Raw genomic sequence first — 24,376 nt, forward strand, 5'->3', positions numbered from 1 at the left:
GATAGTTATTAATTTTGATTTTTAATCGAAACTTTTCCTACTTTGCTTGAAATATCAATTAAATTAGTTGAATCTTCTTTACCAACATAGCCTTCAATTTTATCGTAATCATCGTTTCCGTAAATAATGGCATCAAGAGGAAAATCAGTTGGACCAATTTTTTTGGTATTAATTTTGAATTTGAAAAATATTGCCGGTGGGACATTAACCGATATATTACCAACTTTACTTTGAATTGATAAATTAAATTTAGACTTTTCAGCCAGTGATAAGTTAATTTTTCCCACATCAGATTTAATATTACCACTTCCAGTAAGATTATTTAGGAGCATTAATCCGGTATCGGTTACTAAATCTATATTCTCACTTGTAAGCCTATTTACAACAATCTTGCCACTTTTAGTATCCACAAAAAAGTTTTTAGTATTAATATTTTCTAATTCCATATTCCCACTAATTGTGTGATAAGATATTTCTTCTTTTGCATCCACATCATTACTGTTCAGCATTCCTGAGTGACCATTAACATGAAAGACATTAGCGAAAGTATTAGAAATGACAATATCTCCGGATTTTAAGTCTGCTTGTACTCGTTTAAGAGTAGAGTGAGCTAATAGAAAATCTCCTGAAACCGCAGTTACATCTACCATACAATAATTAGAAATTTTATTAATATAGACATCCCCACTTTGACTACGAATAGTTAGAAAACCGGTGAACTCTTTAGGTAAAAATAGCAAAGTTTTATTTTTAAAAATACCAACTAGTTTGCGAGGGCCTTGGGTAATTTTTAAAACATTTCCAACTTTTTCAACCGTTGAGTGTAGGTTTTCAATATCGCGAGACATAAAGTCATGTACGATTAGTTGGGAAGAATTAGTTGGTAAAACTAAAATATCACCCAAGCGGTAGTTAAGATGAATTTCATCAATTTGATTTAATTTTATCTTTAGTTCATTGACTAGTTTTGAATCGAAAATTTTGGCGAAAAAATCATTATATTTTACATAGTCATTTTCTTCTAAACTTTTTAGTTGAGAAAGCATGGTATCAAGATCTGTTAAGTTTAAAAGTGCTTTTTGCTCTGCTTCAACTTGACTAGCACCATGCTGAATTTCTTTTTTTATTAAGTTTTTAATTTTTTTACTTAAAGTATTTTGTAAAGGTTTATTTTCTTTAATATGAGGAAATTTATTGAAAAATTCTTTTAGTTTTTCATCAATCATGCTGAACTCCTTTGATATTTGTTACACTTTTATTATATAGCACTAAAAAATCTATGGATTTACTTTATTAAGTGTAAAAAATAATCTTAAAATTTTCATTAGGAGAAAAAATTGAAATTTGTAAAATGGATTTGGAGATTGGTTGTAGTTGGGCTCATCTATATATCATTAAGTTTAACTTTAACCAGTCCCGTAGAATTAAAAGTAGACAGCACAGCCGGCTTAGTAAAAAGTTCTATTAATAAGGTTGTTGATCAAGCAAATAATAGTGATTTACAAATGGGTGTTAGTTTTCTGCAAGATTCAGGTATTGAAGATACACTCTTGTCGCAGCTGCCTAAAAATATCGAATTAAAGACGTCTTATCAAGGCTTAAATCAATTAAGCACCAATTATTTGGATAATGATAAGTTAACGGATGCTGATCTGAATTTAAAGAATGATACGCAGCAGGAGCAAGTTTTTAATCAAGTCATATTACAATTGGTAAATGAACAGTTGAGGCAAAATTCTGATTCAGTAAAACAGGCTGCTGAGATTTATCATTTAATTTACTTCTTGTTGATTGGACTGTATATTTTAGCAATGGCTTTAGCTTTGTTTGGAAAAAAAGTAGCCCTTATTCCACTTTTAATTGCTGCTATTGGATCATATGGTGTTTTATCTTATGCAGCCCAGATTGCCACGAGTTCGCTGCATGAAAGTGTGTATAGCGGAATTAATGTAAGCCTAAGCAGTGGATTAACACAAGCTTTAATTACCGCAATTATTGCGGCTGTAGGCTGTCTATTTATTAAAATTAAGCAGAAGCGGGAATAAAATGCTATTTAAGACAAGTGATAATGTAGAAATTAATTACCAGTTAACCGGAAAAGGAAAAATAATTGTTTTAGTTAATGGTTTTGGAGCCTATCAAGAAATATGGTCAGCACAAGTACCATTTTTAAATAAACTAGAGTATCAAGTTTTAACCTATGATCACAGAAATATGGGAAAAAGCCAACGAACAGAAAAAGGCCATACTATTGAGCGTTTGACACAAGATTTGAATGAACTGACATCATTTTTGAAAATTAAACAAGCTATTTTTATAGGACATTCAATGGGGGCTTCTATCATCTTTTGTTTAATGAAAAATAATCCAAAGCTAGTTAAACAAACATTGTTAATAGATCAGTCACCTAAAATGCTTAATGATGAAAATTGGAAATATGGCTTTATGGATTATACAAAAGAAAATTATTTAAAAAAATGCCAAGAAATACCACGGGTTCATGAAACATATAATGGCTTGGATGATAATGTGTATGCTAAGTTAATGAAGGCCAAGAAAGCCAATCCATTTAATAGAAAAGATAATGTAGATTTGCTTGAAAATCATATGTCATTAGATTGGCGAAGAGTTTTAGAAAAAACAACAATTCCAACTACTTTTTTTGTTGCAAAGGAAAGTCCTTATTATCGAGAGGGATATGAAAAGAATCTTGAACAAAAGAATAGCCGAATAAATAGCTTTATTATGTCACCGACGGGACATGTAATTATGGCGGAAATTCCACAGCAATTTAATATAAAGTTAAAAGATATTTTAAAGTAAAAAAGAGGGTCTCTTATTAGAGGCTCTCTTTTTAATAAACTAAATTAGTCTAGTTTTTTATTAATATTTGCCAAATTCTGATAATTTTCTGTCATCCATTTTATGTAACTTGTATCGTTGGGAATGGTTTCACGAACTTGTAAGATTGGAATATTTTTTGACTTAGCTCTTTTTACAAAATTATTAACAGTTGAACTGCTTACTTGAGAATTTTTAACAAAGAAAGAAATTCCACGATTATTAATTGTTTGGTTCATTTGATGAATAATTTTGGCATTTGGATCTGTTTCATTTTCAATTGCTTCTTCAAAAGCTTTATCACCAATCTTAAAGTGAGTAGCATTTAAGGCATAGTCAAACACTGGCTCGCTGACATATACTGGCTTTTGTTTTTCACCATCAATAGAATCTGCAATTTTTTGTATCTTATTGATTTTTACAAGATATTTTTTTCCATTTTCTTTGTAGTAAGCTGCATGTTTTTTGTCTATTTTAGAGAGTCGCTCTACTAAATAGTTAACATATTTTTTAGGCATGTTTAAATCAAACCAAATATGCGGATTTGCGCCATTTTTTAGATTCATTAAATCTTCGCCAACTAAAACAGCGGACTTATTAGTTGATTTAGCAAGTTTAGGAAGCCAAGAATCATAGCCTAAACCGTTAGCAACAACAATTTTTGCATTTTGAACTTTTTTTGCGTCTGCAGTTGTTGGTTCAAAGTCATGTGGATCAGTAACACTGTTAGTAATAATAGCAGTTGCTTTACCATATTTTCCTAAGACATTTTGTGCGATATCGGCATAAACATTAGTACTTGTTACGATAGAATTTTTATTTGATGAATTTTCTTTTTTTGAGCAGCCAGTAAGAATTAAAACAAGACTACTAATTGCAAAAAAGAAAGCAAAAATCTTTTGATAATGTTTTCTCATTCTATATATTTATCCTTTCGAATTATGTTGTTTAGATCTGCATTCAATATAAATCATAGCAGAATTTACTAATATTTTTTAATTTGCTAATTTATTTTTAGTAATTCGACTTAGTAAGCTTGTGTTATAGTAGAAAGAAATTGTGAATTAAGGTTGATAAAAAATGAAAGCTACAATATATATAACGGGTAGTATTGCTGCATATAAGGCAATTAGTGTTGTACGTGATTTTCAAAAAGAAGGACATGAAGTAAGAGTAGCGATGACCGAAGAGGCAGTTCATTTGATTGGAACACAAACTTTAGCTGCTTTAACGAAGCATCCAGTATTAACTGATCTCTGGAAGGAGAATAGAGCTGATAAGATCCAGCATATTGAATTGGCCGACTGGACTGATATTGCGGTTGTAGTTCCGGCAACAGCTAACTTTATTGCAAAAATAGCCAATGGGATAGCAGATGATGCTGCAAGTACAACGTTTTTAGCAACTGCTGCACCTAAATATGTTATTCCGGCAATGAACAGCCATATGTGGAGTAATCCTGCATTTCAAAGAAACTTACAGCAATTAAAGCAAGATGGAATCTTTGTAATGGAACCTGATACTGGCCGTTTAGCTGAAGGATATAATGGTAAGGGAAGAATGCCTGAACCAGCAGCAATCATGAACTGGGTAAACTCATCTCTTCAAGTAAATGATGAATTAGCTGGTAAAAAAGTTGTAATTACTGCTGGCGGAACTGTCTCCCCACTTGATCCTGTTCGTTATTTAGGGAATCGCTCTAGTGGAAAGATGGGACTGGCCTTAGCAAATGCAGCTCTTACGGCTGGTGCAGAAGTTGTTTTGATCGTAGGACATGTTTCAGTTCCTATTCCTGCGTCATCAAAAATGACAGTTATTCATGTAGAAACGACTGAAGAAATGCTTGCAGCTGTGAGGAAAGCTTTTTCTACTGCGGATGCTTTAATTATGGCGGCTGCTGTAGCGGATTATGAGCCAGTGAACTACATAGATCATAAAATTAAAAAGCAAGATCAAGGAGATAAACTAAAAATTTATTTAAAAGAAACTCCTGATATCTTAAAAACAATGGGAAGTTTAAAGCAAGAACAGCAAGTTGTGGTTGGTTTTGCAGCTGAAACAAATGATTTACTCGAAAATGCGACTAAAAAGTTGAAAAATAAAAATGCAGATATGATTGTGGCCAATAATGTTAGTCAGGGAGTATTTGGAAGCGATAGGGATAAGGTTACGGTATTAAGAAAAGATAAAGCAAATGAAAATATCGCAGAGACAACTAAAGTAGAAATAGCTAAGAAAATAATTACTTTAGTTGCTGAAGAGCTTGAAAGTAGGAAAGTTATAAAATGAAAAAAACTTTTTTAACTAAGCGAGAAATTATTTTTGTATGTTTAATGATTGCTGTATTACTGGGATTGTTTATTTCTAGTTCAATGACTTATCATGAGCAAGAGATGTCACCGGGATTTATACATCGTCATTTTCCAATTATTGAAAGAATAGTAGGAAATTGGAATATTTATTATGGTGGACGATGGCATAATGCAGTTTTGGACAATGGTGAAGCTGGGATGACACAGTTTGTCATGAGAAAATTTGCTCACTTTTCATCTTATTTTTTAGTGGGTCTATTTGCTTGTTTGGGATTAGATCGATTGTTTAAGAAATGGTGTGGTCCTTTATTTATTTGGCTAGGTATTATTGGTTTGGCTGGATTAGACGAATTTCACCAGTATTTAACTGGAGACAGAACACCTAGTGTTCATGATGTAGCGCTTGATTCAGCTGGTGCACTTTTAGCGATCTTAATTTGTATTTTTGTTTATTGGCTTAGACATCGTGCAGAAAAAAGTAATTCCTAGATTGAATTTAAACCTTTAGTGCGTTATGATTGACAAGGTTAACTATATTAAATAAAAAGAAAGAAGGATTCTTATGTCAGGACATTCAAAATGGCACAATATTCAAGGCCGCAAGAATGCGCAAGACGCTAAGAGAGGTAAAGTTTTCCAAAAATTATCTCGTGAAATTTATATGGCTGCAAAGAGTGGTGGTCCTGACCCTTCAGGAAATCCTACTTTACGTATGGTTATGGATAAAGCACGTGCAGCTAACATGCCTAAGACTAACATTGAACGTGCTATTAAAAAGGCTGAAGGTAATTCAGATGAACATTATGATGAAATTACCTACGAAGGTTATGCACCAGGTGGTGTTGCAGTTTTAGTTGAAGCTTTAACTGATAACAAGAACCGTACTGCTTCTGATGTTCGTGTTGCCTTTACTCGTAATGGTGGTTCTCTTGGTGCAACTGGTTCTGTTGCTTACATGTTTGACCGTAAGGGTTACCTTGTAATTGATCGTTCAACTACTGACGCTGATGAAGATCAAGTTTTGCTTGATGTTATGGATGCTGGTGGAGACGACTTGGAAACTAGTGATGATGCATTTGAAATCTACACTGATCCTAAGCAATTTACTGCTGTACGTGATGCATTGGAAAAAGCTGGCTATAAGTTAGCTAATGCAGAATTAACTATGATTCCACAAAACACCACTCCAGTTCCAGCAGATAAGAAAGAGCAATTTGCTCACTTAATTGATGCATTAGAAGATAACGATGACGTTTCTAATGTATATACTGCTGCTGCAGATGATGATGAATAATAATTTATCGCAAAATAGATCTAAAATTATATTTTAGATCTATTTTTTTGGACTGACCTTTAGGTCAGTCCATTTTTTTTTTGCAAATTATTTTGAATAATAAAAAATAATTTTGATTTTTTGCGTACTAATAAATATAAAGTAAAAGGAGGGATTAAGAGTGAATGAGATGTCGGAAAGAATTTTAGAAGAGGCGATTGAAAGACATGCTAGTGATATTTTTATCTTTCCTATTATCAATGGATACGAGGTAAAAATTCGAACTGCAATGGGTTTAAATAAAATTCAAGAGTTAAGTCGACATGGTGGAAGAGAGCTCTTAAATTATTTTAAGTTTCAAGCACAGATGGATATTTCTGAACGGCGTAGACCCCAGGTAGGAGCGTATCAGATCGAGTTTAAAAGAAAAAAGATATTTTTACGTTTTTCTAGTGTTGGAGAATTTGCCGGAGCTGAATCTTTAGTAGTTAGGTTGATTTATGGAGAAAAGAATAATAATTACTTTCTTCCGGAGCAGTTTAATTTAATTAAAAAACTTACCAATCAACGTGGATTAATAGTTACAAGTGGGCCAACAGGATCGGGAAAAACTTCAACCATGTATGAGTTAGCGCAAGTGATTGGAAAAAATAAAGTTGTAATGACTATTGAAGATCCAGTTGAAGTGTGGAATCCAGACTTCTTACAGACGCAGGTGAATCTAATTGCGGGGATTACATATCCCGATTTGTTGAAAGCAGCTTTACGGCATAGACCGGATATTTTAATTATTGGTGAAATTCGAGATCAAGAAACAGCAAAAATCAGTATTAATGCGGCGTTAAGCGGACATTTAGTGTTAGCTACTATTCATGCTAAGACGGCTTTGCAAACAATATCCCGTCTTGAAGGATTAGGTATTACTAAAGATGAACTGAGCAATTGTTTAACGGCGGTTTCTTATCAACGATTATTACCTATAAAAGATAAGAATGATGTTGCTTGTTTAATGGATATTGGATATGGAGAAATGCTTAATCAAGCCATCACTAATAACGATAAACGTAGTAATTTGCATGATTGGCAGAATAGTTTAAATCAATTAGTAAAACGAGGAAAGATTAGTGAAAAAACTCAGCAACTTTTTGAAGAAGGATAAGTTAAATAGTGCTGACCAATTGATTTTTATTGATTATTTAAGGCAGGCTTTAATTAATGGATATTCCTTGAATGCTAGTTTGAGACTATTACCAAAAATTTGGAGGGGTAATTCTCGTCAACTTCTTTATGTAAATCAACGAGTAGAAGAAGGAAGTCAGTTAGGGGATGTACTGCAAGAAGTGGGATTTTCTAGTACTTTAGCTGCCCAAATAAATCTAGCAATTATTGATGGAAATCTATTATCTTGCTTAGATCAAATGAGTAAGCTTATTCGATTAAAGAATAAGCAATTAAAGAAATTAAAGGGAGAATTAGCCTATCCAGCGCTTTTAGTTGGGATGATGGTTACCTTGCTAATTTGTATGCAAACATTTTTAAAAACAGAAATGTCTGATAATGACTGGACTAGCAATGTAATGCTTGGTGGTCTAGTACTTTTAGTCATAGTAGCAGTATTTTTTATTAGTAAAACAATTAGATTACTTAATAGACAAGATTATTATGCTCTTAAAAAACTAACAAATTTACCTATGATTGGAGCTGTTTTACGGTTATATGTTCATTATCTAGTTGTATCTGATTTAGCAGTTTTATTAATTAATGGTTTTTCACTACAAAAAATCTGTCAACTTACTGCTATGCAACCTGATAGGTCATTACAACAAGTTATCGGGATAAAAGTAAAAAATCAACTAGAAAAGGGTACTGAAATTAAAGAAATTATTGAGCAAGAATTTTTCATACCTAATAATTTGGTCATGCTTCTAGAAACTGGAACAACTAGAAAGGAAATTGGAAAGCGTGCCTTATTACTTAGCAAGACACTTTTTTATGAACTGAATCTAAAATTGAATAGCCTAATTCTCAATATCCAACCGATATGCTTTATTTTTATTGGGATTTGTATTTTAGGGATGTATTTAAAGATATTAATGCCGATGTATCACTTAATGGAAACTATGTAGAGGAAAAATAAAATGAAAAAATTAAAACAATTTATTATAAAAAATAAGCAAGTAAAAGGATTTACTTTAGTAGAAATGGTAATTGTAATTGCTATCATTGCAATGCTGATTTTGCTGATTGTGCCGGGACTAAGCAAGCAAAAAGATAGAGCTACGAGTAAGACTGATGAGGCTTTAAGAACAACAATTGAGACACAAAGACAGCTGGCTGAAGATAATGGAGATGGAACTTCCTTAGAAGAACTTGTAAAAAAAGAGTATATTTCTCAAAAGCAAAAAGAAAGATATGAAAAATTACCACAAAAATGATTTTCAAAAAAACGAGAGGATTTACCTTAATTGAAACAGTAGTTACATTAGCAGTGGTTTGTCTTCTAGTCTTGATGCCAACTCTTTATGTAAAGAATATCAAGGAACAGGTGGTTTTAGATAATAGTACACGTCAAGTGAAATCTACCATTAATAAGTATTTACATCTAGCAACAGTAAAAAAGAGGTCATATTTTTTGTCATATTTTGATAATAATTCTTCAATTCAAATAAGGGAACCTCATAAGGTTTCGCAAGTTTATTTAGATAAACATATTAGGGTTTACAATTTTGATAATCTTTACATTAGCAATCGTGGAACAATTTCACCACGGACGATTACCATTAAGAATGATAAGAAAGAAAATAAAATAAAAATACAAATGACATGGGGAAGAATGGTTGAAGAATAAAAGAATAAAAGGATTTATTTTCTGGGAAGCATGTTTAGGATTTACAATTGCTTGTTTGGGAGTAATTTTATTGGGCTTGACACTTAAGCAAAATAGGCAAACGGAAAAGCAAATTGAAAAAAGAGTAGATAAATCCTATGCTGAATATATTTTTAAACATAGTGATAAGAAAACATTATTAGTCCATGATCATGTCTATCATAGGTAAAAATAATGAAAAGAATAAAAGGTTTTACTTTATTAGAGGCAGTTTTTGCAATTGCGGTTACGATTTTATGTGCGCAAATACTTTTTGGACTCGTAAATACACTTAGAAAAATTAATCATCAAAAAAGTGGAATAAATGAAATTGCATATAGTTATGTACAAGTAAATAATTTTTTAAAAGAAAGTGGGCATGTTGAAGTAAGTACAACTGGATCAGACCCAACTAAAATTATTCTCAGAAAATTTTCTGATAAAAAGAAGAATGATCCAACTTATGAGACGTATGTGATTGATTTAAGCTCAAATGATACTTTAAGAATGCGGACAGATGAGGGTGGACATATGCCTCTACTTTTTAAAGTTAAAAAAATTAGATGTTCTACGTCAAAAGATTCATTTACAATCCTGATAACTGAAAAAGATGGTAGACAAAGTGAAATGTATTTTAAAACAGATTTACCAGAAAAAAAGGAAGTGAATCCAGCTGATGAGAAAGAAAAAAAGAGTTAATCGAGTAAACGGGAGTGCTTTGGTTAGTAGTTTACTGCTTATTAATATCTGTATTACTTTTACGTTAATGTACCAGCATACTTTTACTGAAAATATGGAAAGCAATCTTTCTTTAATAAATTATTTCTCTAAGTAATAAGGAGTGCTTGCTAGTATTTGAGGATACCTATAGAATATTAGAAGGAATATTAAAGAAGGAAGAAAAATGCAAAAAGTAGAAGAATTGTATCCAAAATTTCAGACAGCTATTGAGCATTTACAAAAGGCTCTTAATGTTTCTTTTTCATCTGCATTGACGGAAACCTTTGATAATTTAGAAAACGGGAAGATCAAAGTTGAGTCAGGTGCTCCCGATAAGGAAACTGTAGCTGAATTGACTGAAGAATATCGTCAATTAGATTATGATAATTTGCCACGGGCATTGAAAGTACAAATATTTACTTTATTAGCTTTAAAAGCCATTACTCAAGATGCTCGTGACTATAACTTGATGCCTACACCATCGGTGGTCGCTACAATAATTGCTTTGATTTGGCAAAAAATTGTTCCTACTGGTAAAAAAATTGTGGTTGATCCAGCCATTGGAACTGGAAATTTACTTTATTCAGTAGTTAGACAGTTAATACAAGAGAATCATTCTCAAAATAATTACAATCTAATTGGAATTGATAACGAGGAATCTCTCTTAGACTTGGCTGATATTGGTGCGCATCTTGAAGATTTAAAGATTGATTTGTATTGCCAAGATGCATTAGATCCATGGATGATTGAAAAGGCTGATGTTGTCTTAAGTGATCTACCGGTAGGTTACTATCCACTAGATAATAATGCTCAACGCTATGAAAATCATGCAAAAGAAGGACATTCATTTGCCCATACTTTGTTCATTGAGCAAATTGTAAATAATCTTAAGAGAGATGGCTTTGCATTTTTAGTGGTACCACGATTGCTATTTACTGGCAAAGGCTCTACTGAATTCATGACTTGGTTAGCAAAAAAAGTTAATATTCAATCTATTGTAGATTTGCCAGATAATATGTTTTCAAGCCAAATTCAGCAAAAATCGATTTTAGTTTTCCAAAATCATGGAGATCATGCTGTGGAGCGTGAAGTACTGGTAGCTAAATTAGATTCACTAAAAGGACCAGAATCTTTAGTAGCATTTAATATGAAGTTAAATGATTGGTATGATAAAAATAAAGATTAATTTTATAAGTATATGAGGTATATATATGAAAAAAGTTTTAGCAGTAAATTCAGGTAGTTCATCATTTAAGTACAAATTATTTTCTCTTGATAATGAAGAAGTAATTGCATCTGGTATGGCTGACCGGGTAGGATTACCAGGCTCTGTTTTTACTATGACTTTAGCTGATGGTAGTCAACATGATGAACAAAGTGATATTGCTAACCAAGAAGAAGCTGTTCAAAAGTTACTTAGCTGGCTTAAAGAATATAATGTTATTGATTCCTTAGAAGATATTGCGGGCGTAGGTCACCGTGTAGTTGCTGGTGGAGAAGAATTTACTGATAGTACAGTAATTACTGAAGATAATCTTTGGAAAATTTATAATATTAGTGACTATGCGCCTTTACATAACCCAGCTGAGGCAGATGGTATTTATGCCTTCATGAAAGTTTTGCCTAATGTACCAGAAGTTGCTGTTTTTGATACGTCATTTCACCAATCACTAGATCCAGTTCAATACTTATATTCTGTTCCTTATAAGTATTACGAAAAGTTCCGTGCTAGAAAATATGGTGCACACGGTACTTCTGCGCGCTATGTATCACGTCGCACTGCTGATCTTTTAAATAAACCAGTTGAGGACTTAAAGATGGTTCTTTGTCACTTGGGTAGTGGTGCATCAGTTACTGCTATTAAAGATGGAAAATCTTTTGATACTTCAATGGGATTTAGTCCTGTTGCAGGAATTACGATGAGTACCAGAAGTGGTGATGTAGATCCTTCTTTACTTCAATTTATTATGAAAAAGGGAAACATTACTAGTTTTAACGAAGTTATCAAGATGTTGAATACCGAATCTGGTTTATTGGGTCTTTCAGGAATTTCACCAGACATGAGAGATATTGAAAAAGCTATCAAAAATGGTGATAAGCAAGCTCAACTTACAAAAGATATATTCATTAATCGAATTGTTCGTTATATTGGTGCCTACATGACTGAAATGGGCGGATTAGATGTTTTAGTCTTTACAGCAGGTATTGGGGAACATGATGCAAGTGTAAGAAAGCAAATTATGGATGGTTTTACTTGGCTTGGTCTTGAATATGATGAAGAAGCCAACAAAACTAATCATGAGGGTGTGATTACTACACCAAATTCAAAAATTACTGCTATGATTGTTCCAACAAATGAAGAATTAATGATTGCACGTGATGTTGTTCGTTTAGCAAAATTAGATAAGTTAAACAAATAAGGTTAAAATCAAAGTTATAGCATTTTAATAGGGACTGTGATATCATTGAAACATCTGGGGATGTTTTGGGATTCGACAGGCGTAGATTCGCGTTAACTGCGATTCGTAGGTCACGTCTACGTTAAAAACGTCACAGTTAAATTATAACTGCAAATAACGAAAATTCTTACGCAGTAGCTGCTTAGTCAGCCTGCGTGATCCAAAGATGGATTGCTCGTGTCTATCTACGGGTCTTACCATTTAACGAGCTACGTTTAACTACTTACCTTAATAGTTAGAAATAAGATTCTTAGGTTAGTTTTGATAGTTTAGCCCTGTTATATGGCGTTTTATCAAAGCGAATTTTAAGTAATATAACTATGATCGTAGATGTTAACGACGAAATACGTTTGGACAGGGGTTCAATTCCCCTCATCTCCATAAATAAAAGCCTGTAAGTTACTTACGGGCTTTTTTATTATGTATGTATTAATTGCTATGTTGAAGATTCAAGAATGTGATTAGCAAATTCTGTTTTGAAATAAAATTGATAATCGTTTAACATTCGGTATTAATAAAGGATTTTCTCTAAATCTATACAATTTTTTCTAAATTTTATTTATTTTTTTATAAAAAGATGATAGGTTTTTAGATGAAATGTTAAACGCTTAACATGTAGGAGGAGAAAAGATGTTGGAAAATAAAAATCATAAAAAGATATCTTTAAGCGGAAAATCTTTGTTAATGGGAACCTTGTCAACAGCAGCAATTGTATTAAGTGCATCAACTACAAATGCTGCGACTACTAATGCAGACAATGTTAATGAAAATCAAACTGTAGAAGTAACTGCTACTTCAGTAAATAATAAGCAAGTAACTGAAAAAGATAGTACAGATAAAAGTACTAGTGATGTAGCTGAAAATGCTAACACCAAGAAATCAAACGAAAATAAAGAAACTGCAGAAAATAATACTCAAACACTTGCTACTAATGCTCCAGTAAGTGATGTGAAAAATACAAACACAGTTACAGCTGAACCAACTGTTGATAAAGTAGTAAATAATAGTGATCAAAAGACAACTAATGCTGCAACTAGTGATACTAAAAAAGATGATGTAAAACAAGTTGAAAAGAAAGACGCAGTAGATAAAACAAATACTGAGGAAAATAAAGAGAGTTCAGTAAAGCCAGCTGAAAATGCTACTAAAGCTGAATTAAAGGGCCAAGTTAAAGATATCGTTGAAGAATCTGGTGTTGATACTAGCAAGTTAACTAATGATCAAATTAATGAATTAAATAAAATTAATTTCTCCAAAGAAGCAAAAAGTGGTACTCAGTTAACTTACAACGACTTTAAAAAAATTGCTAAAACTTTAATTGAACAAGATGCTCGTTATGCTGTTCCATTCTTCAATGCAAGTAAAATTAAAAATATGCCTGCTGCTAAAACACTTGATGCTCAAAGTGGAAAAGTAGAAGATTTGGAAATTTGGAATTCATGGCCTGTTCAAGATGCAAAAACTGGTTACGTATCTAACTGGAAAGGCTACCAATTAGTGATTGGTATGATGGGAGTTCCAAACGTCAATGATAACCACATTTATCTTCTTTACAACAAGTATGGTGATAATGACTTTAATCATTGGAAGAATGCTGGTCCTATTTTCGGCCTAGGTACTCCAGTTATTCAACAATGGTCTGGATCAGCAACTTTAAATAAAGATGGCTCAATTCAACTTTACTACACTAAGGTTGATACTAGTGATAACTACACTAATCATCAAAAACTCGCTAGTGCAACTGTTTACTTAAATCTTGAAAAAGATCAGGATAAGATTTCTATTGCTCATGTTGACAACGATCATATTGTCTTTGAAGGTGATGGTTACCACTACCAAACTTATGACCAATGGAAAGAAACTAATAAAGGTGCTGACAACATTGCAATGCGTGATGCACACGTAATTGAAGATGATAATGGTAATCGTTACCTTGTGTTTGAAGCAAGTACTGGAACCGAAAATTATCAAGGTGATGATCAAATTTATCAATGGTTAAATTACGGCGGTACTAACAAGGATAATTTAGGTGATTTCTTCCAAATTTTATCTAACTCCGATATTAAAGATAGAGCTAAATGGTCAAACGCTGCAATTGGTATCATTAAATTAAATGATGATGTTAAGAATCCAAGTATTGCAAAGGTCTACAGCCCACTTATTAGTGCACCAATGGTAAGTGATGAAATTGAACGTCCTGATGTTGTTAAATTAGGTAATAAGTATTACTTATTTGCTGCTACTAGATTAAACCGTGGTAGTAACGATGATGCTTGGATGGCAACTAACAAAGCAGTTGGTGATAATGTAGCTATGATTGGTTATGTATCTGATAACTTAACTCATGGCTATGTTCCATTGAATGAATCTGGCGTTGTTTTAACTGCATCTGTACCGGCTAACTGGCGTACTGCAACTTATTCATACTATGCAGTTCCAATAGAAGGAAGAGATGATCAACTTTTAATTACTTCATACATCACTAATCGTGGTGAGGTTGCTGGAAAGGGTATGCATGCAACTTGGGCACCAAGTTTCTTGTTACAAATTAATCCAGATAACACTACTACTGTTTTAGCTAAAATGACTAACCAAGGAGATTGGATTTGGGATGATAGTAGTGAAAACCCAGATATGATGGGTGTACTTGAAAAAGCTGCTCCAAATAGTGCTGCCCTTCCTGGAGAATGGGGAAAACCAGTTGATTGGGATTTAATTGGTGGATACAACTTGAAGCCACACCAACCTGTAACTCCTATTCCAAATGTACCAACTACTCCTAAAACCCCAACCACACCAGATAAACCAGAGGTACCAACTACTCCTGAAACTCCAACTCCAGAAGTTTCAAAGAATCCAGTTAAGAAAACTAGTCAGTCTAAACTTCCAAAGGCTGGAGATAAAAATAGCTTTGCAGCAGTTGTTTTAGGTGCTGTAAGTTCAATATTAGGTGCTGTTGGTTTAACAGGTGTTTCAAAACGTAAACGCAATAATTAAATTAAAAAAGATGAGTTCCGTTGAACTTATCTTTTTTGCTATAAATATAATTTATCCTAGGATGAAAAAATGTGAATTTTCTCAAAAATAGCTTTTTTCTATAATAAGTTAGAAAAGTAATGGAGTACTACCTATCTATAGGTCAGAAGTATATTTAAGTATGCTTATCAAATATTAGACAATTACTTTTCATAATTTAGACTAGATGTTTGAAAGCTTTAATAAAAGAGGAAATATATGCAAGAAATTAAAGAAAAATATTTTGAAGGAGAAAGAGCCCTGTATGGCCTTTCAAATACAATTTTAAAAGATGTTACTTTTGGTGAAGGAGAATCTCCTTTAAAAGAAACCAAAGATTTAGAGATAAAAGCCACTATTTTTAAATATAAATATCCTTTATGGTATTCAAATAACATTAATATCACTGATACGATGTTTGAAACAATGTCTCGAAGTGGAATCTGGTATACCAATAATGTTTCTATTAAAAATTCTAATCTGCAAGCTCCAAAGTTATTTAGAAGATGCAAAAATATCACATTAGACCATGTTTTCTTTTCCAATGCAGAAGAGACAATGTGGACCTGTGAAGATATTACAATTAAAAATACAGAAATTAACGGGGATTATTTTGGAAAAGATAGCTCTAATATTTACATGGAAAATGTTAGAGTAATTGGAAATTACGTATTTGATGGAGCTAGAAATATTGTATGTAAGAACTGTAGTTTTGTTTCAAAAGATGCTTTTTGGAATTGTGAGAATGTAACTTTGATTAATTATCAGATAGATGGGGAATATTTGAGCTGGAATAGTAGTCATATTACGTTTAAAGATTGTACTATTGAGAGTGATCAGGGACTATGTTACATGGATTATGTTACTTTAGAAAATTGTATCTTAAATCAAACGCGTTTAGCCTTTGAAAAATGTAGTAATATTAAAGCAACTATAAACGGCAAAATTACTAGTATTAAAAATCCAATTTCAGGAATAATTAAGGCTAAAAAGATAGAAATGGTAATTATTGATCCTACTAAAGTTGATCCTAAGGCTACAAAAATTATTTCTATAGAACCAGTTGATAGAGAAGTATCCGTTTCTGATCAAAATCAAGAAGGTGAATAAATTTGAAATATGATTTTAAGACAGTAGTAAATAGAAGACATACGGATTCTGTAAAATGGAATATACAAGATAATGAACTGCCAATGTCGATTGCAGACATGGATTTTAAAACAGCTCCTGAAATTATTTTGGCAATGCAAGAAAAGCTTAAGCTTGGGGCCTTTGGCTATGAAGAAGCCGGAGAGGACTATTTTAATGCTGTAAGCAGTTGGTATCAACTAGAGCATGGAGCTAATGCTGATCCAACATGGATGATCTTTGTCACTGGAGTAGTACCAGCAATTTCATCAATTATCAGACGCATATCCCATATTGGTGATAATGTATTGGTGCAAGAGCCAGTTTATAATATTTTTTATAATTCTATTGAGAATAATGGTCGTCATATATTATCAAGTGATTTGAGCTATCACGATGGAAAATATGAGATCAATTGGCAAGATTTAGAAAATAAATTAGCTAATCCATTGACCACATTAATGCTCTTCTGTAATCCTCATAATCCTACAGGAATAGTGTGGTCACGTAGTGAAGTAGAGAGAATAGCAGCTTTATGTTAAAAGTATCATGTGGTTTTGGTATCGGACGAAATCCATGGTGACATAGTTAGAAATAATGTAAAATATACACCCGCATTTTCTGTTACCAGAGAATTGAGAAATAATGTAATCAGCCTCGTATCACCAAGTAAAACTTTTAATGTTGCTGCTCTTCATGCTGCTACGGTAATCATTCCTGATGAGAATTTACGCATAATTGTTAATCGAGGACTCAATAGCGATGAATTAGCTGAGCCAAATCTAATGGCTATTCCGGCAACAATTGCTGCTTATACGGAAGGACTTAACTGGCTGCATGATTTATTAGATACAATTAATGAGAGAATTTTATCTATGCTGAACATGAAATAAATAAAAACTTGAAAAATGTAAAGATTGTCTCTGGACCTGCAACTTACTTAATGTGGTTAGATGTAAGCGAAATTTCAAAAGATAGTAAAAAATTAGCAGATTATCTTCGAAAAGAAACTGGCTTAATTGTTTCAGCTGGCAGCATTTATCGGGGTAACGGGAGTCAATTTTTACGTCTTAATTTGGCCTCACCAATATCGATGGTAGAGGATGGAATTGAACGATTGATTACTGGAATTAAAAATTTTTCTAAAAAATAACTGAAAGTGGTTTCAAAGTCATCTCAAAAAGATATATACTTTTATTGAGGTGATTTTTTATGGAACCATTATTTTTAACACCATACTTTAGACCAAAAATTTGGGGTGGTCGTAAATTAAATACTGTTTTAGGATATGATATTCCTGATGGAAAGGTTGGAGAAGCCTGGGTAATTTCAGGATACAAAGACGATGCTTCAATTGTTAATGCAGGTCCATTTAAAGGAAAGACATTGCGAGAAGTATATTTAGAGCATCCTGAGTTATTTGGTAATCCAAAAGCAAAGGAATTTCCTTTACTAGTTAAATTCTTAGATGCAAATGATAATTTATCAGTTCAAGTTCATCCAGATGATGAATATGCCAGAATTCATGAAAATGATTCAGGGAAAACAGAAAGTTGGTACGTGCTTCATGCTGAACCAGCTGCTAAACTTATCTATGGGCACAACGCTAAGAGCAAGGAAGAGCTAGAAGATTGGATTAAAAATGGAAAGTGGTCAAAGCTTTTACGCTATGTACCTGTAAAAGAAGGAGACTTTTTATACGTTCCTTCTGGTACTGTACATGCTCTAACAAAGGGTATTATGGTTATTGAAACCCAACAATCAAGTGATGTAACGTACAGATTATATGATTGGGATCGCGTAGATAAGAAGACGGGAAAGAAGAGAGAGTTGCATATTAAGCAATCTCTTGATACTATTCAAGTACCACATAAAGATCCGAAACTGAAAATTACATCAGAAACAGTAGGAGATGCTAAGATTACTACGTTAGCACAACCACCGATGTCACCACATTTTTATTTATGGCAGATTGATGTTGATGGAGATTTTGCTTGGAGTTTAAATGATCATCCTTATCTTCTAGTATCTGTAATTAAAGGTAGCGGTAAGTTTATTGCTGATGGTAAAGAGTATGATATTAAATTAGGAAGCAACTTTATTATTCCTAACGAAATGAAGAACTTTAGTTTCAGCGGTAACTTACGTTTAGTGATTTCAGCTCCGGGTAAAGAATAAATTTAAGTGAATGGAGTTGTTCAAATGATTTATATTGGTTGCGGGGTAATAATGTTTGTAATCGGGGTCATTTGGTTGATTGCTCCTTCGCCCAACCCTAATCGAATTTATGGATATATGTCCTATTTAGCTTCAGTTAATGAAGCAAGCTACCAGTATGCACAAAAAGTAGCTCGTAATTATTTTATGTTATTTGGTTTGATCCAAACTCTTTTAGGATTAGGAATTCGTTTTTTGCATTGGGATCGCTACTTTTTAATTTGGTTGCTTACTTTTTATTTGTTTATCTTGGCTCCGATAATCTTAACTGAAAAGAAATTGCAGGCTTTTTTGCGTGCTCGGCATGAGTTGCCACATGATTATATTGAACCGGATAAGATTAAACATACTAGAGTAAAAGGATTTAAGGACAAATAATGCTAAAGATATTAATGGTTGAAGATGACAATTCTGTTGCGGAAATGATGAAAATGTTCTTTAGTAAAGAGCAGTGGGACGTAGATATAGCTAAAGATGGAGTAGAAGCTGTTGAAATGTTTAAGGCAGATCCAAGCTCTTATGATATCGTTACGCTAGATCTTAATTTACCTAAAAAAGATGGTATAGAAGTAGCAAAGGAGATTAGAGCTATTTCTATCTCAATACCGATCATTATGTTAACGGCTAGAGATTCAGAAACTGATCAGATTTTAGGATTGGGAATTGGTGCAGACGAATATGTTACTAAGCCCTTTAGTCCTTTGGCCTTAATAGCACGGATCAAGGCGCTATATCGCAGAAGCCATCTGGAAAAGGATATGCATGCTTCTAATGGCATAAAATATGATGTAGTAACTAAGCATTTAAAAATTTCGAAGGACCGTCGAGAAGTACGATTTGATGATAAAGTTGTTGAAGGTTTGACCCCTAAGGAATTTGATTTGCTTTATACTATGGCTCAAAAGCAAAAGCAGGTTTTTTCAAGAGACAAACTTTTAGAGCTAGTGTGGGGATATGAGTTTTTCGGTGAGGAAAGAACTGTCGATGCTCATATTAAAAAATTACGTCAAAAATTAGAGAAAGCTGGTCCGCAAGTAGTTCAAACCGTTTGGGGTGTGGGCTACAAGTTTGATGATTCTGAGGTATAGAAGTTGAAGTTATTCTATCAAGAAATTTTAGGTTTTTTGCTGGTAATAATTACTAGTATTGTAATTATTGGCTCATCAACTATTCATTTTGCGACTATTCAAGCCTATTCTCAAAGTTACACTCGCTTAGAAGGATATGGAACTTCGATTGGGAAACTAGCTTTAGCGAAAGATAATCCTAAACATGAATTAGATGCTAAATTTTTGAAAAATTTACAGGTAGTAATGGAATGCGAAGATGTAAATCTTCACATTTTTAATAATAAAAATAGACAAATTTATCCAGAAACTACAATGAACTGGGCTTTACCGCAAAAGTTGTTTAAACAATTAAAGAATGGTAAGACGATTCGCATTAGAAATGATCATGAGGATGGACGAGTAAGTTCTTTTTCAAATAAAGATGCATATACTAGTGTAATTGTTCCCTGGCGTAGTAAAGGAAAACTGGTGGGAGTAATTTGGATCGGTTCACGTGTGCAAAATGTGGAACAAATGATTGTACGAGAAAAGCATAATCTGTTGACAGCTTTACTTAGTTCTTTAGTTATTGGTGGGTTGATCAGTTTTATCTTGTCGTACTATATTTCAAGAAAGATTAAGCTTTTATCGAATGCTACTAAAAAAATCGCACAGGGAGACTTTAATATCCATCTAAAACACAAGGATACTGATGAGATTGATGATTTAGCACGTAATTTTAATATTATGGTTAATGCTTTAAAAGAATCAAACGATGAAATTAAGGCACAAGAAAAGCGACGAGAGCAATTTGTGGCTGATGCTGCTCATGAAATGCGAACTCCGCTTACTACAATTAACGGTTTGTTAGAAGGGTTTGAATATGATGCTATTCCTGAAGAAGCCAAACCTAAGTCTATTGCTTTAATGCACAGTGAAACAAAACGATTAATTAGATTAGTAAATGAAAACTTAGATTACGAAAAAATTAGAAATAATAAAATTAGTCTGATTCAATCAAAATTCAATGCAACTGAAATTTTAGCAAATTTATTAACACAAATGAAGCAAAAAGCTGCTCAAAAGAATGATGAGTTGATTTTAAATTGTCCGCAGCAAGTTGAAGTTTATGCAGATAAAGATCGTTTCACTCAGATAATGGTTAATCTAGTTCAAAATGCATTACAATTTACTGAAAATGGAAAGATTACAATTTCTGCTAAGAGGATTGAGCATGGCGCCCAATTTAAAATAGCCGATACAGGAATTGGAATGAATAAGAAACAAATGAAATACATTTTTGAAAGATTCTATAAGGCAGATCCATCGAGAGCGAAAATTGGCTCGGGAGAATCTGGCTTAGGACTTTCGATTGTTTTATCTCTTATTAAACAGCATGGCGGTAAGATTAACGTCGATTCAGAATCTGGAAAGGGTGCAACGTTTACGGTAACCTTATATGATAAGGGTTATAAGGAATTTATTAAAGACTAACAAAAAGGGTAGTACTTAAAAATATAAGTACTACCCTTTTTCTATTTATCGAGATTATCTTTTCCTGGAGAACTGTTTTGATTATTTTTATTTTTTTCACTTGTAGCTGATTGAATATTCTCAGGAATATTATTGATTTCATCCTTATCAATTTCTGAAGCATCAGTTGTATAGAGCTCAGTAGTTGTCCCCTTGTGCTGAGAATAAAGAGAAGTAGATTTGTTACCTAATTCTTTTCTTAATTGCAACATTTTTTGATAGTTAATTTTGTAGTCGAATTCGTTCGGATTAGTTGGAATAAAGCCAGCTGGAGTGTAGAACCGTAGCAGATTATGATTATTTAACAAATCGGAATAGTGAAGAGAGGTGCGTCCATACTCAACTAATTTAGCAATTTCAGCTTTTTGCTTTTTATTAAATTTAGTGATCTTTTCCCCAGTTTGATGATTGTAAATTGTTCCCTTAATACCTTTACCGCCAATAATTATATATTTCGGAGTAACAATAGTACCGTTTCTAAACACAATTACTTGTCGATATTGTTTGGAGAATAAATCCTGACCAAATTGAATATAATTTTTATTTGAAATTCCTAAAAGATGAAGTAACGTTGGGAGAACATCAATTTCACCGCTGAGCTTGTTATCAATTGTCCCCTTAATTCCATTCATATGGATCATGAAAGGAACTTTTTGAAGTTCTGTTGTGTCATAAGATGTCCATTTACTAAAATCTTTACCTAATACTGGTGCAAGAGCAGATAATTCATCATCTGAACTACCAACACCGTAATGGTCTCCATAAAGGATAACCATTGTATTTTTATCAAGGCCACTCTTTTTTAGATAATCAAAGAATTCTTTAACTGATTGGTCAAGATAATGCGCTGTTTCAAAGTAATTATTGATGGTTGTATTTGAAGTATTTGTAGTAGTAAAGTTATTATCTTTATCTTCTTGATCAAGTTGAAATGGAATATGGTTAGTAACAGTCAAATACTTAACATAGAATGGTTGCTGAATCTGTTCAAGATACTTAATACTTTCACTAAACAATAGCTTATCTTTTAGGCCATATCCGATTTTGTCGTTCTTTTTTTGAGAGAAATAATTTGCATCGAAGAAATAGTTATATCCTAAATTTTTATATACTTCATTTCGATTCCAAAAAGTTCCTATATTACCGTGAAAAACAGCCGAAGTATATCCAGTCTGACGAAGAATTTGAGGTGCACCTTGGAAAGTATTTTCAGATCCTAATGATGAAAATAGGGAACCATCTGAAATGCCGTATGTGCCAGTTTCAAGCATATTTTCTGCATCACTGGTTCGTCCCAAGCCTACTTGATGATAAAAGTTACTAAAGCTAACGGTGTCTTTATTATGATAGAGTGAGTTAAGAAATGGAGTAACTTCTTGTCCATTAACTTTTAATCCAATTAGAAATTGTTGAAAACTTTCTAGATGTAGGACAATGACATTTTTCTCCTTGGCTTTACCAAAATATTCCGGATTTGCTTTTGCATAATGTTTTTTAGTAAAGTCGAGTACTTGATTAATATCTTCTGCATTAGCATTTTTCTTAACTTGGTTTGATTGTGCACTTTTTAAGAGATCATATACTGAATAAGTATCAAGTCCAAGATATTTAACTACGTAAGAGCGGTCGAATGTATTTCTTAATAATCGTGGACGTGAGGTTTCAGCTAAAAACATATTTAAAGTTAACATGAAAACGCCAAATGATGAGACAGCAAATGGACGTTTAAATCCATACTTACGTGGATCAATTTTGATAACTTTAATAATCAATAAGATAATGATAATTATGAGATCCAGCCAAAGAAAAATATCGCTGGGATGCAGTAAAGCAACCGTACTCTTTCCTAGTCCTTGTGATACTTTTCCGGTATTTTGAATAGTTTTACTAGTTAAAAAGTCTGAAAACTGACGATAATAAATGACATTTGCAAAAAGCAAAATCGTATTTATTGTGTCTAAAACTAGCATTGCAATATAAGAGACTAATGGCTTAGAGAAATAGAGCCCTAAACTAAGAATAATAATGCATGTGCCTAAAGGCGTTAACCAGACGATGAAGTGCTGGTATGGGTCACTTAAGCCAAGCTTAAAGTCAAAGTAAGCCGCATACATATATTTTGCCCAAAAACAAAGTGTTAGGATTGTTAAGAAACCAATTCTAGTTTGCCAGAAATTACGTTTTGTTTTATTCACGCTTCACTACTCCTTTTAATAAGGAATATTTTACTGGTAATTTCAAAAAACGACAAACTTTTGTTAAAGGTTTGCGATTTTTTAATATTTTGAAAAAAATCATCTTTCATGGAGATCTTTACGTTATAATTAAGCCAAAATTACGGAGTCGGTTAGGTTATGCTTTTTTTACAATCCTTATATGAATATATTTTTCACCATTATGCAGCGCATATTAATCACTTTGCCTTAATTAAGTTGATTTTGTATAGCTTAGATAAGACACTTTTTTACTTTATTATTTTTGTAATTATTCGATTGTTCTGGCTACTATTGGTGAGACATAGAAGAACCTTAAAGTCAGAAGCTTGTGTATGGATTTTTAGTTTTTATATTATTTTGCTCTTAATGCTGACAGTATTTAGAGATACATATTTTCCATGGCAGTTGACATTTAATTTCCATCGTAGTCTAAGCGATATAAACTTAGTATTTATGAAAGAAACGCTGAAATTGACTCATGGTCAGAGTTTACTTGACTTTTTTTATAATTCGCTTGGAAATGTTTTATGGTTCATCCCGTTTGGTTTCTTATTTCCTACAGTTATTCAGAAAAAAAGTATGGTGGGAACCATTTTGGCTGGGGGATGTTTATCCGTAATTATTGAATCTTTGCAATTTGTTTTAGAAACTGGTGTAAGCGATATAGATGACGTATTTTTTAATGTTTGCGGGACTATAATTGGATTTATATTATATCGAATTATTTATAGATTCTTATAAGAAAAA

At 32.7% G+C, this 24,376-nt stretch carries 23 protein-coding genes, 1 other RNA gene and 1 pseudogene; 22 read left to right on the forward strand and 3 right to left on the reverse strand.

Annotation, left to right across the window (positions count from 1 at the left end; genetic code table 11):
* Positions 1–8: 8 nt before the first annotated feature.
* Positions 9–1,226, reverse strand: a complete 1,218-nt coding sequence (locus HMPREF0528_RS01235; RefSeq protein ID WP_004894015.1) for a DUF4097 family beta strand repeat-containing protein — start codon at positions 1,224–1,226, stop codon at positions 9–11.
* A gap of 111 nt (positions 1,227–1,337) precedes the next feature.
* On the opposite strand from HMPREF0528_RS01235, the gene HMPREF0528_RS01240 reads away from it, so the two are divergent.
* Together HMPREF0528_RS01240 and HMPREF0528_RS01245 are read left to right on the forward strand one after the other, a co-directional pair.
* A complete protein-coding gene (locus HMPREF0528_RS01240; RefSeq protein WP_004894016.1) occupies positions 1,338–2,045 on the forward strand; it encodes a hypothetical protein in 708 nt (235 codons plus the stop codon).
* Position 2,046: 1 nt separating this feature from the next.
* Positions 2,047–2,823, forward strand: coding sequence for an alpha/beta fold hydrolase (locus HMPREF0528_RS01245; RefSeq protein WP_004894019.1), 777 nt, complete (start codon positions 2,047–2,049; stop codon positions 2,821–2,823).
* A 44-nt stretch (positions 2,824–2,867) separates the two neighbouring features.
* Here HMPREF0528_RS01245 and HMPREF0528_RS01250 read toward each other — a convergent pair whose 3' ends face one another.
* Positions 2,868–3,758, reverse strand: coding sequence for a metal ABC transporter solute-binding protein, Zn/Mn family (locus HMPREF0528_RS01250; RefSeq protein ID WP_004894022.1), 891 nt, complete (start codon positions 3,756–3,758; stop codon positions 2,868–2,870).
* A gap of 163 nt (positions 3,759–3,921) precedes the next feature.
* Here HMPREF0528_RS01250 and coaBC point away from each other — a divergent pair, with 163 nt between their 5' ends.
* The 19 genes and pseudogenes from coaBC to HMPREF0528_RS01345 all read left to right on the forward strand — a co-directional run bounded on the left by coaBC (position 3,922) and on the right by HMPREF0528_RS01345 (position 21,374).
* Positions 3,922–5,130: a bifunctional phosphopantothenoylcysteine decarboxylase/phosphopantothenate--cysteine ligase CoaBC gene (coaBC, locus tag HMPREF0528_RS01255; RefSeq protein WP_004894024.1), complete on the forward strand. Its 1,209-nt coding sequence runs from the start codon at positions 3,922–3,924 to the stop codon at positions 5,128–5,130.
* Complete coding sequence (locus tag HMPREF0528_RS01260; protein WP_004894026.1) at positions 5,127–5,642, forward strand: VanZ family protein; 516 nt, start codon at positions 5,127–5,129, stop codon at positions 5,640–5,642. The genes coaBC and HMPREF0528_RS01260 overlap by 4 nt, the downstream gene beginning before the upstream one ends.
* 73 nt (positions 5,643–5,715) lie before the next feature.
* Positions 5,716–6,447 (forward strand): YebC/PmpR family DNA-binding transcriptional regulator, encoded by a 732-nt coding sequence (locus HMPREF0528_RS01265; protein ID WP_004894030.1) that lies wholly within the window; start codon positions 5,716–5,718, stop codon positions 6,445–6,447.
* 160 nt (positions 6,448–6,607) lie between these two features.
* Entirely contained in the window at positions 6,608–7,585 is a 978-nt protein-coding gene (gene comGA / locus HMPREF0528_RS01270) for a competence type IV pilus ATPase ComGA (protein WP_004894034.1), read from the forward strand.
* Complete coding sequence (locus HMPREF0528_RS01275) at positions 7,551–8,552, forward strand: type II secretion system F family protein (RefSeq protein ID WP_004894037.1); 1,002 nt, start codon at positions 7,551–7,553, stop codon at positions 8,550–8,552. Before comGA ends, HMPREF0528_RS01275 begins: the two co-directional genes overlap by 35 nt.
* 12 nt (positions 8,553–8,564) lie before the next feature.
* Positions 8,565–8,861 carry a competence type IV pilus major pilin ComGC gene (comGC, locus tag HMPREF0528_RS01280; protein WP_004894040.1) on the forward strand — a complete coding sequence of 99 codons (297 nt, stop codon included), beginning with the start codon at positions 8,565–8,567 and terminating at the stop codon, positions 8,859–8,861.
* A complete protein-coding gene (locus tag HMPREF0528_RS01285; RefSeq protein ID WP_004894043.1) occupies positions 8,858–9,274 on the forward strand; it encodes a type II secretion system protein in 417 nt (138 codons plus the stop codon). Before comGC ends, HMPREF0528_RS01285 begins: the two co-directional genes overlap by 4 nt.
* Positions 9,264–9,482: a hypothetical protein gene (locus HMPREF0528_RS01290; protein ID WP_004894048.1), complete on the forward strand. Its 219-nt coding sequence runs from the start codon at positions 9,264–9,266 to the stop codon at positions 9,480–9,482. Before HMPREF0528_RS01285 ends, HMPREF0528_RS01290 begins: the two co-directional genes overlap by 11 nt.
* Positions 9,483–9,487: 5 nt before the next feature.
* The gene (gene comGF / locus HMPREF0528_RS01295) at positions 9,488–9,991 is read left to right on the forward strand and encodes a competence type IV pilus minor pilin ComGF (RefSeq protein WP_004894050.1); all 504 of its coding nucleotides are present in this window, start codon (positions 9,488–9,490) and stop codon (positions 9,989–9,991) included.
* A gap of 205 nt (positions 9,992–10,196) precedes the next feature.
* Positions 10,197–11,198: a class I SAM-dependent methyltransferase gene (locus HMPREF0528_RS01300; protein ID WP_004894051.1), complete on the forward strand. Its 1,002-nt coding sequence runs from the start codon at positions 10,197–10,199 to the stop codon at positions 11,196–11,198.
* A 25-nt stretch (positions 11,199–11,223) separates the two neighbouring features.
* The gene (locus HMPREF0528_RS01305; RefSeq protein ID WP_004894055.1) at positions 11,224–12,432 is read left to right on the forward strand and encodes an acetate/propionate family kinase; all 1,209 of its coding nucleotides are present in this window, start codon (positions 11,224–11,226) and stop codon (positions 12,430–12,432) included.
* A 56-nt stretch (positions 12,433–12,488) separates the two neighbouring features.
* Positions 12,489–12,855: a transfer-messenger RNA gene (ssrA, locus tag HMPREF0528_RS08925) on the forward strand.
* A gap of 246 nt (positions 12,856–13,101) precedes the next feature.
* Positions 13,102–15,468: a glycoside hydrolase family 68 protein gene (locus tag HMPREF0528_RS01310; RefSeq protein WP_004894057.1), complete on the forward strand. Its 2,367-nt coding sequence runs from the start codon at positions 13,102–13,104 to the stop codon at positions 15,466–15,468.
* 237 nt (positions 15,469–15,705) lie between these two features.
* A complete protein-coding gene (locus tag HMPREF0528_RS01315) occupies positions 15,706–16,596 on the forward strand; it encodes a DUF3737 family protein (protein WP_004894060.1) in 891 nt (296 codons plus the stop codon).
* A 2-nt stretch (positions 16,597–16,598) separates the two neighbouring features.
* Positions 16,599–17,767 (forward strand): annotated as a pseudogene (locus HMPREF0528_RS08930) (MalY/PatB family protein).
* A 59-nt stretch (positions 17,768–17,826) separates the two neighbouring features.
* The gene (gene manA, locus HMPREF0528_RS01330) at positions 17,827–18,792 is read left to right on the forward strand and encodes a mannose-6-phosphate isomerase, class I (RefSeq protein ID WP_004894069.1); all 966 of its coding nucleotides are present in this window, start codon (positions 17,827–17,829) and stop codon (positions 18,790–18,792) included.
* A gap of 24 nt (positions 18,793–18,816) precedes the next feature.
* Entirely contained in the window at positions 18,817–19,209 is a 393-nt protein-coding gene (locus HMPREF0528_RS01335; protein WP_034525189.1) for an SdpI family protein, read from the forward strand.
* On the forward strand, positions 19,209–19,919 hold the full coding sequence (locus HMPREF0528_RS01340) for a response regulator transcription factor (protein WP_004894075.1): 711 nt from the start codon (positions 19,209–19,211) through the stop codon (positions 19,917–19,919). Before HMPREF0528_RS01335 ends, HMPREF0528_RS01340 begins: the two co-directional genes overlap by 1 nt.
* Positions 19,920–19,922: 3 nt before the next feature.
* Complete coding sequence (locus HMPREF0528_RS01345) at positions 19,923–21,374, forward strand: sensor histidine kinase (protein WP_004894077.1); 1,452 nt, start codon at positions 19,923–19,925, stop codon at positions 21,372–21,374.
* Positions 21,375–21,415: 41 nt separating this feature from the next.
* Here HMPREF0528_RS01345 and HMPREF0528_RS01350 read toward each other — a convergent pair whose 3' ends face one another.
* Positions 21,416–23,608 (reverse strand): LTA synthase family protein, encoded by a 2,193-nt coding sequence (locus HMPREF0528_RS01350; RefSeq protein ID WP_004894079.1) that lies wholly within the window; start codon positions 23,606–23,608, stop codon positions 21,416–21,418.
* 159 nt (positions 23,609–23,767) lie between these two features.
* Here HMPREF0528_RS01350 and HMPREF0528_RS01355 point away from each other — a divergent pair, with 159 nt between their 5' ends.
* Positions 23,768–24,370, forward strand: coding sequence for a VanZ family protein (locus tag HMPREF0528_RS01355; RefSeq protein ID WP_034525049.1), 603 nt, complete (start codon positions 23,768–23,770; stop codon positions 24,368–24,370).
* Positions 24,371–24,376 lie beyond the last annotated feature (6 nt).

The sequence above is a fragment of the Lactobacillus johnsonii ATCC 33200 genome (genome assembly GCF_000159355.1).
GTDB lineage: Bacteria > Bacillota > Bacilli > Lactobacillales > Lactobacillaceae > Lactobacillus > Lactobacillus johnsonii.

What these genes read in the sequence shown, in the direction of transcription:
- HMPREF0528_RS01235 (WP_004894015.1), bottom strand. Translation starts at nt 1,226, where the DNA reads ATGATTGATGAAAAACTAAAAGAATTTTTCAATAAATTTCCTCATATT.
- HMPREF0528_RS01245 (WP_004894019.1), top strand. Translation starts at nt 2,047, where the DNA reads ATGCTATTTAAGACAAGTGATAATGTAGAAATTAATTACCAGTTAACC.
- HMPREF0528_RS01250 (WP_004894022.1), bottom strand. Translation starts at nt 3,758, where the DNA reads ATGAGAAAACATTATCAAAAGATTTTTGCTTTCTTTTTTGCAATTAGT.
- coaBC (WP_004894024.1), top strand. Translation starts at nt 3,922, where the DNA reads ATGAAAGCTACAATATATATAACGGGTAGTATTGCTGCATATAAGGCA.
- HMPREF0528_RS01260 (WP_004894026.1), top strand. Translation starts at nt 5,127, where the DNA reads ATGAAAAAAACTTTTTTAACTAAGCGAGAAATTATTTTTGTATGTTTA.
- HMPREF0528_RS01265 (WP_004894030.1), top strand. Translation starts at nt 5,716, where the DNA reads ATGTCAGGACATTCAAAATGGCACAATATTCAAGGCCGCAAGAATGCG.
- comGC (WP_004894040.1), top strand. Translation starts at nt 8,565, where the DNA reads ATGAAAAAATTAAAACAATTTATTATAAAAAATAAGCAAGTAAAAGGA.
- HMPREF0528_RS01285 (WP_004894043.1), top strand. Translation starts at nt 8,858, where the DNA reads ATGATTTTCAAAAAAACGAGAGGATTTACCTTAATTGAAACAGTAGTT.
- comGF (WP_004894050.1), top strand. Translation starts at nt 9,488, where the DNA reads ATGAAAAGAATAAAAGGTTTTACTTTATTAGAGGCAGTTTTTGCAATT.
- HMPREF0528_RS01300 (WP_004894051.1), top strand. Translation starts at nt 10,197, where the DNA reads ATGCAAAAAGTAGAAGAATTGTATCCAAAATTTCAGACAGCTATTGAG.
- HMPREF0528_RS01305 (WP_004894055.1), top strand. Translation starts at nt 11,224, where the DNA reads ATGAAAAAAGTTTTAGCAGTAAATTCAGGTAGTTCATCATTTAAGTAC.
- HMPREF0528_RS01310 (WP_004894057.1), top strand. Translation starts at nt 13,102, where the DNA reads ATGTTGGAAAATAAAAATCATAAAAAGATATCTTTAAGCGGAAAATCT.
- HMPREF0528_RS01315 (WP_004894060.1), top strand. Translation starts at nt 15,706, where the DNA reads ATGCAAGAAATTAAAGAAAAATATTTTGAAGGAGAAAGAGCCCTGTAT.
- manA (WP_004894069.1), top strand. Translation starts at nt 17,827, where the DNA reads ATGGAACCATTATTTTTAACACCATACTTTAGACCAAAAATTTGGGGT.
- HMPREF0528_RS01335 (WP_034525189.1), top strand. Translation starts at nt 18,817, where the DNA reads ATGATTTATATTGGTTGCGGGGTAATAATGTTTGTAATCGGGGTCATT.
- HMPREF0528_RS01340 (WP_004894075.1), top strand. Translation starts at nt 19,209, where the DNA reads ATGCTAAAGATATTAATGGTTGAAGATGACAATTCTGTTGCGGAAATG.
- HMPREF0528_RS01355 (WP_034525049.1), top strand. Translation starts at nt 23,768, where the DNA reads ATGCTTTTTTTACAATCCTTATATGAATATATTTTTCACCATTATGCA.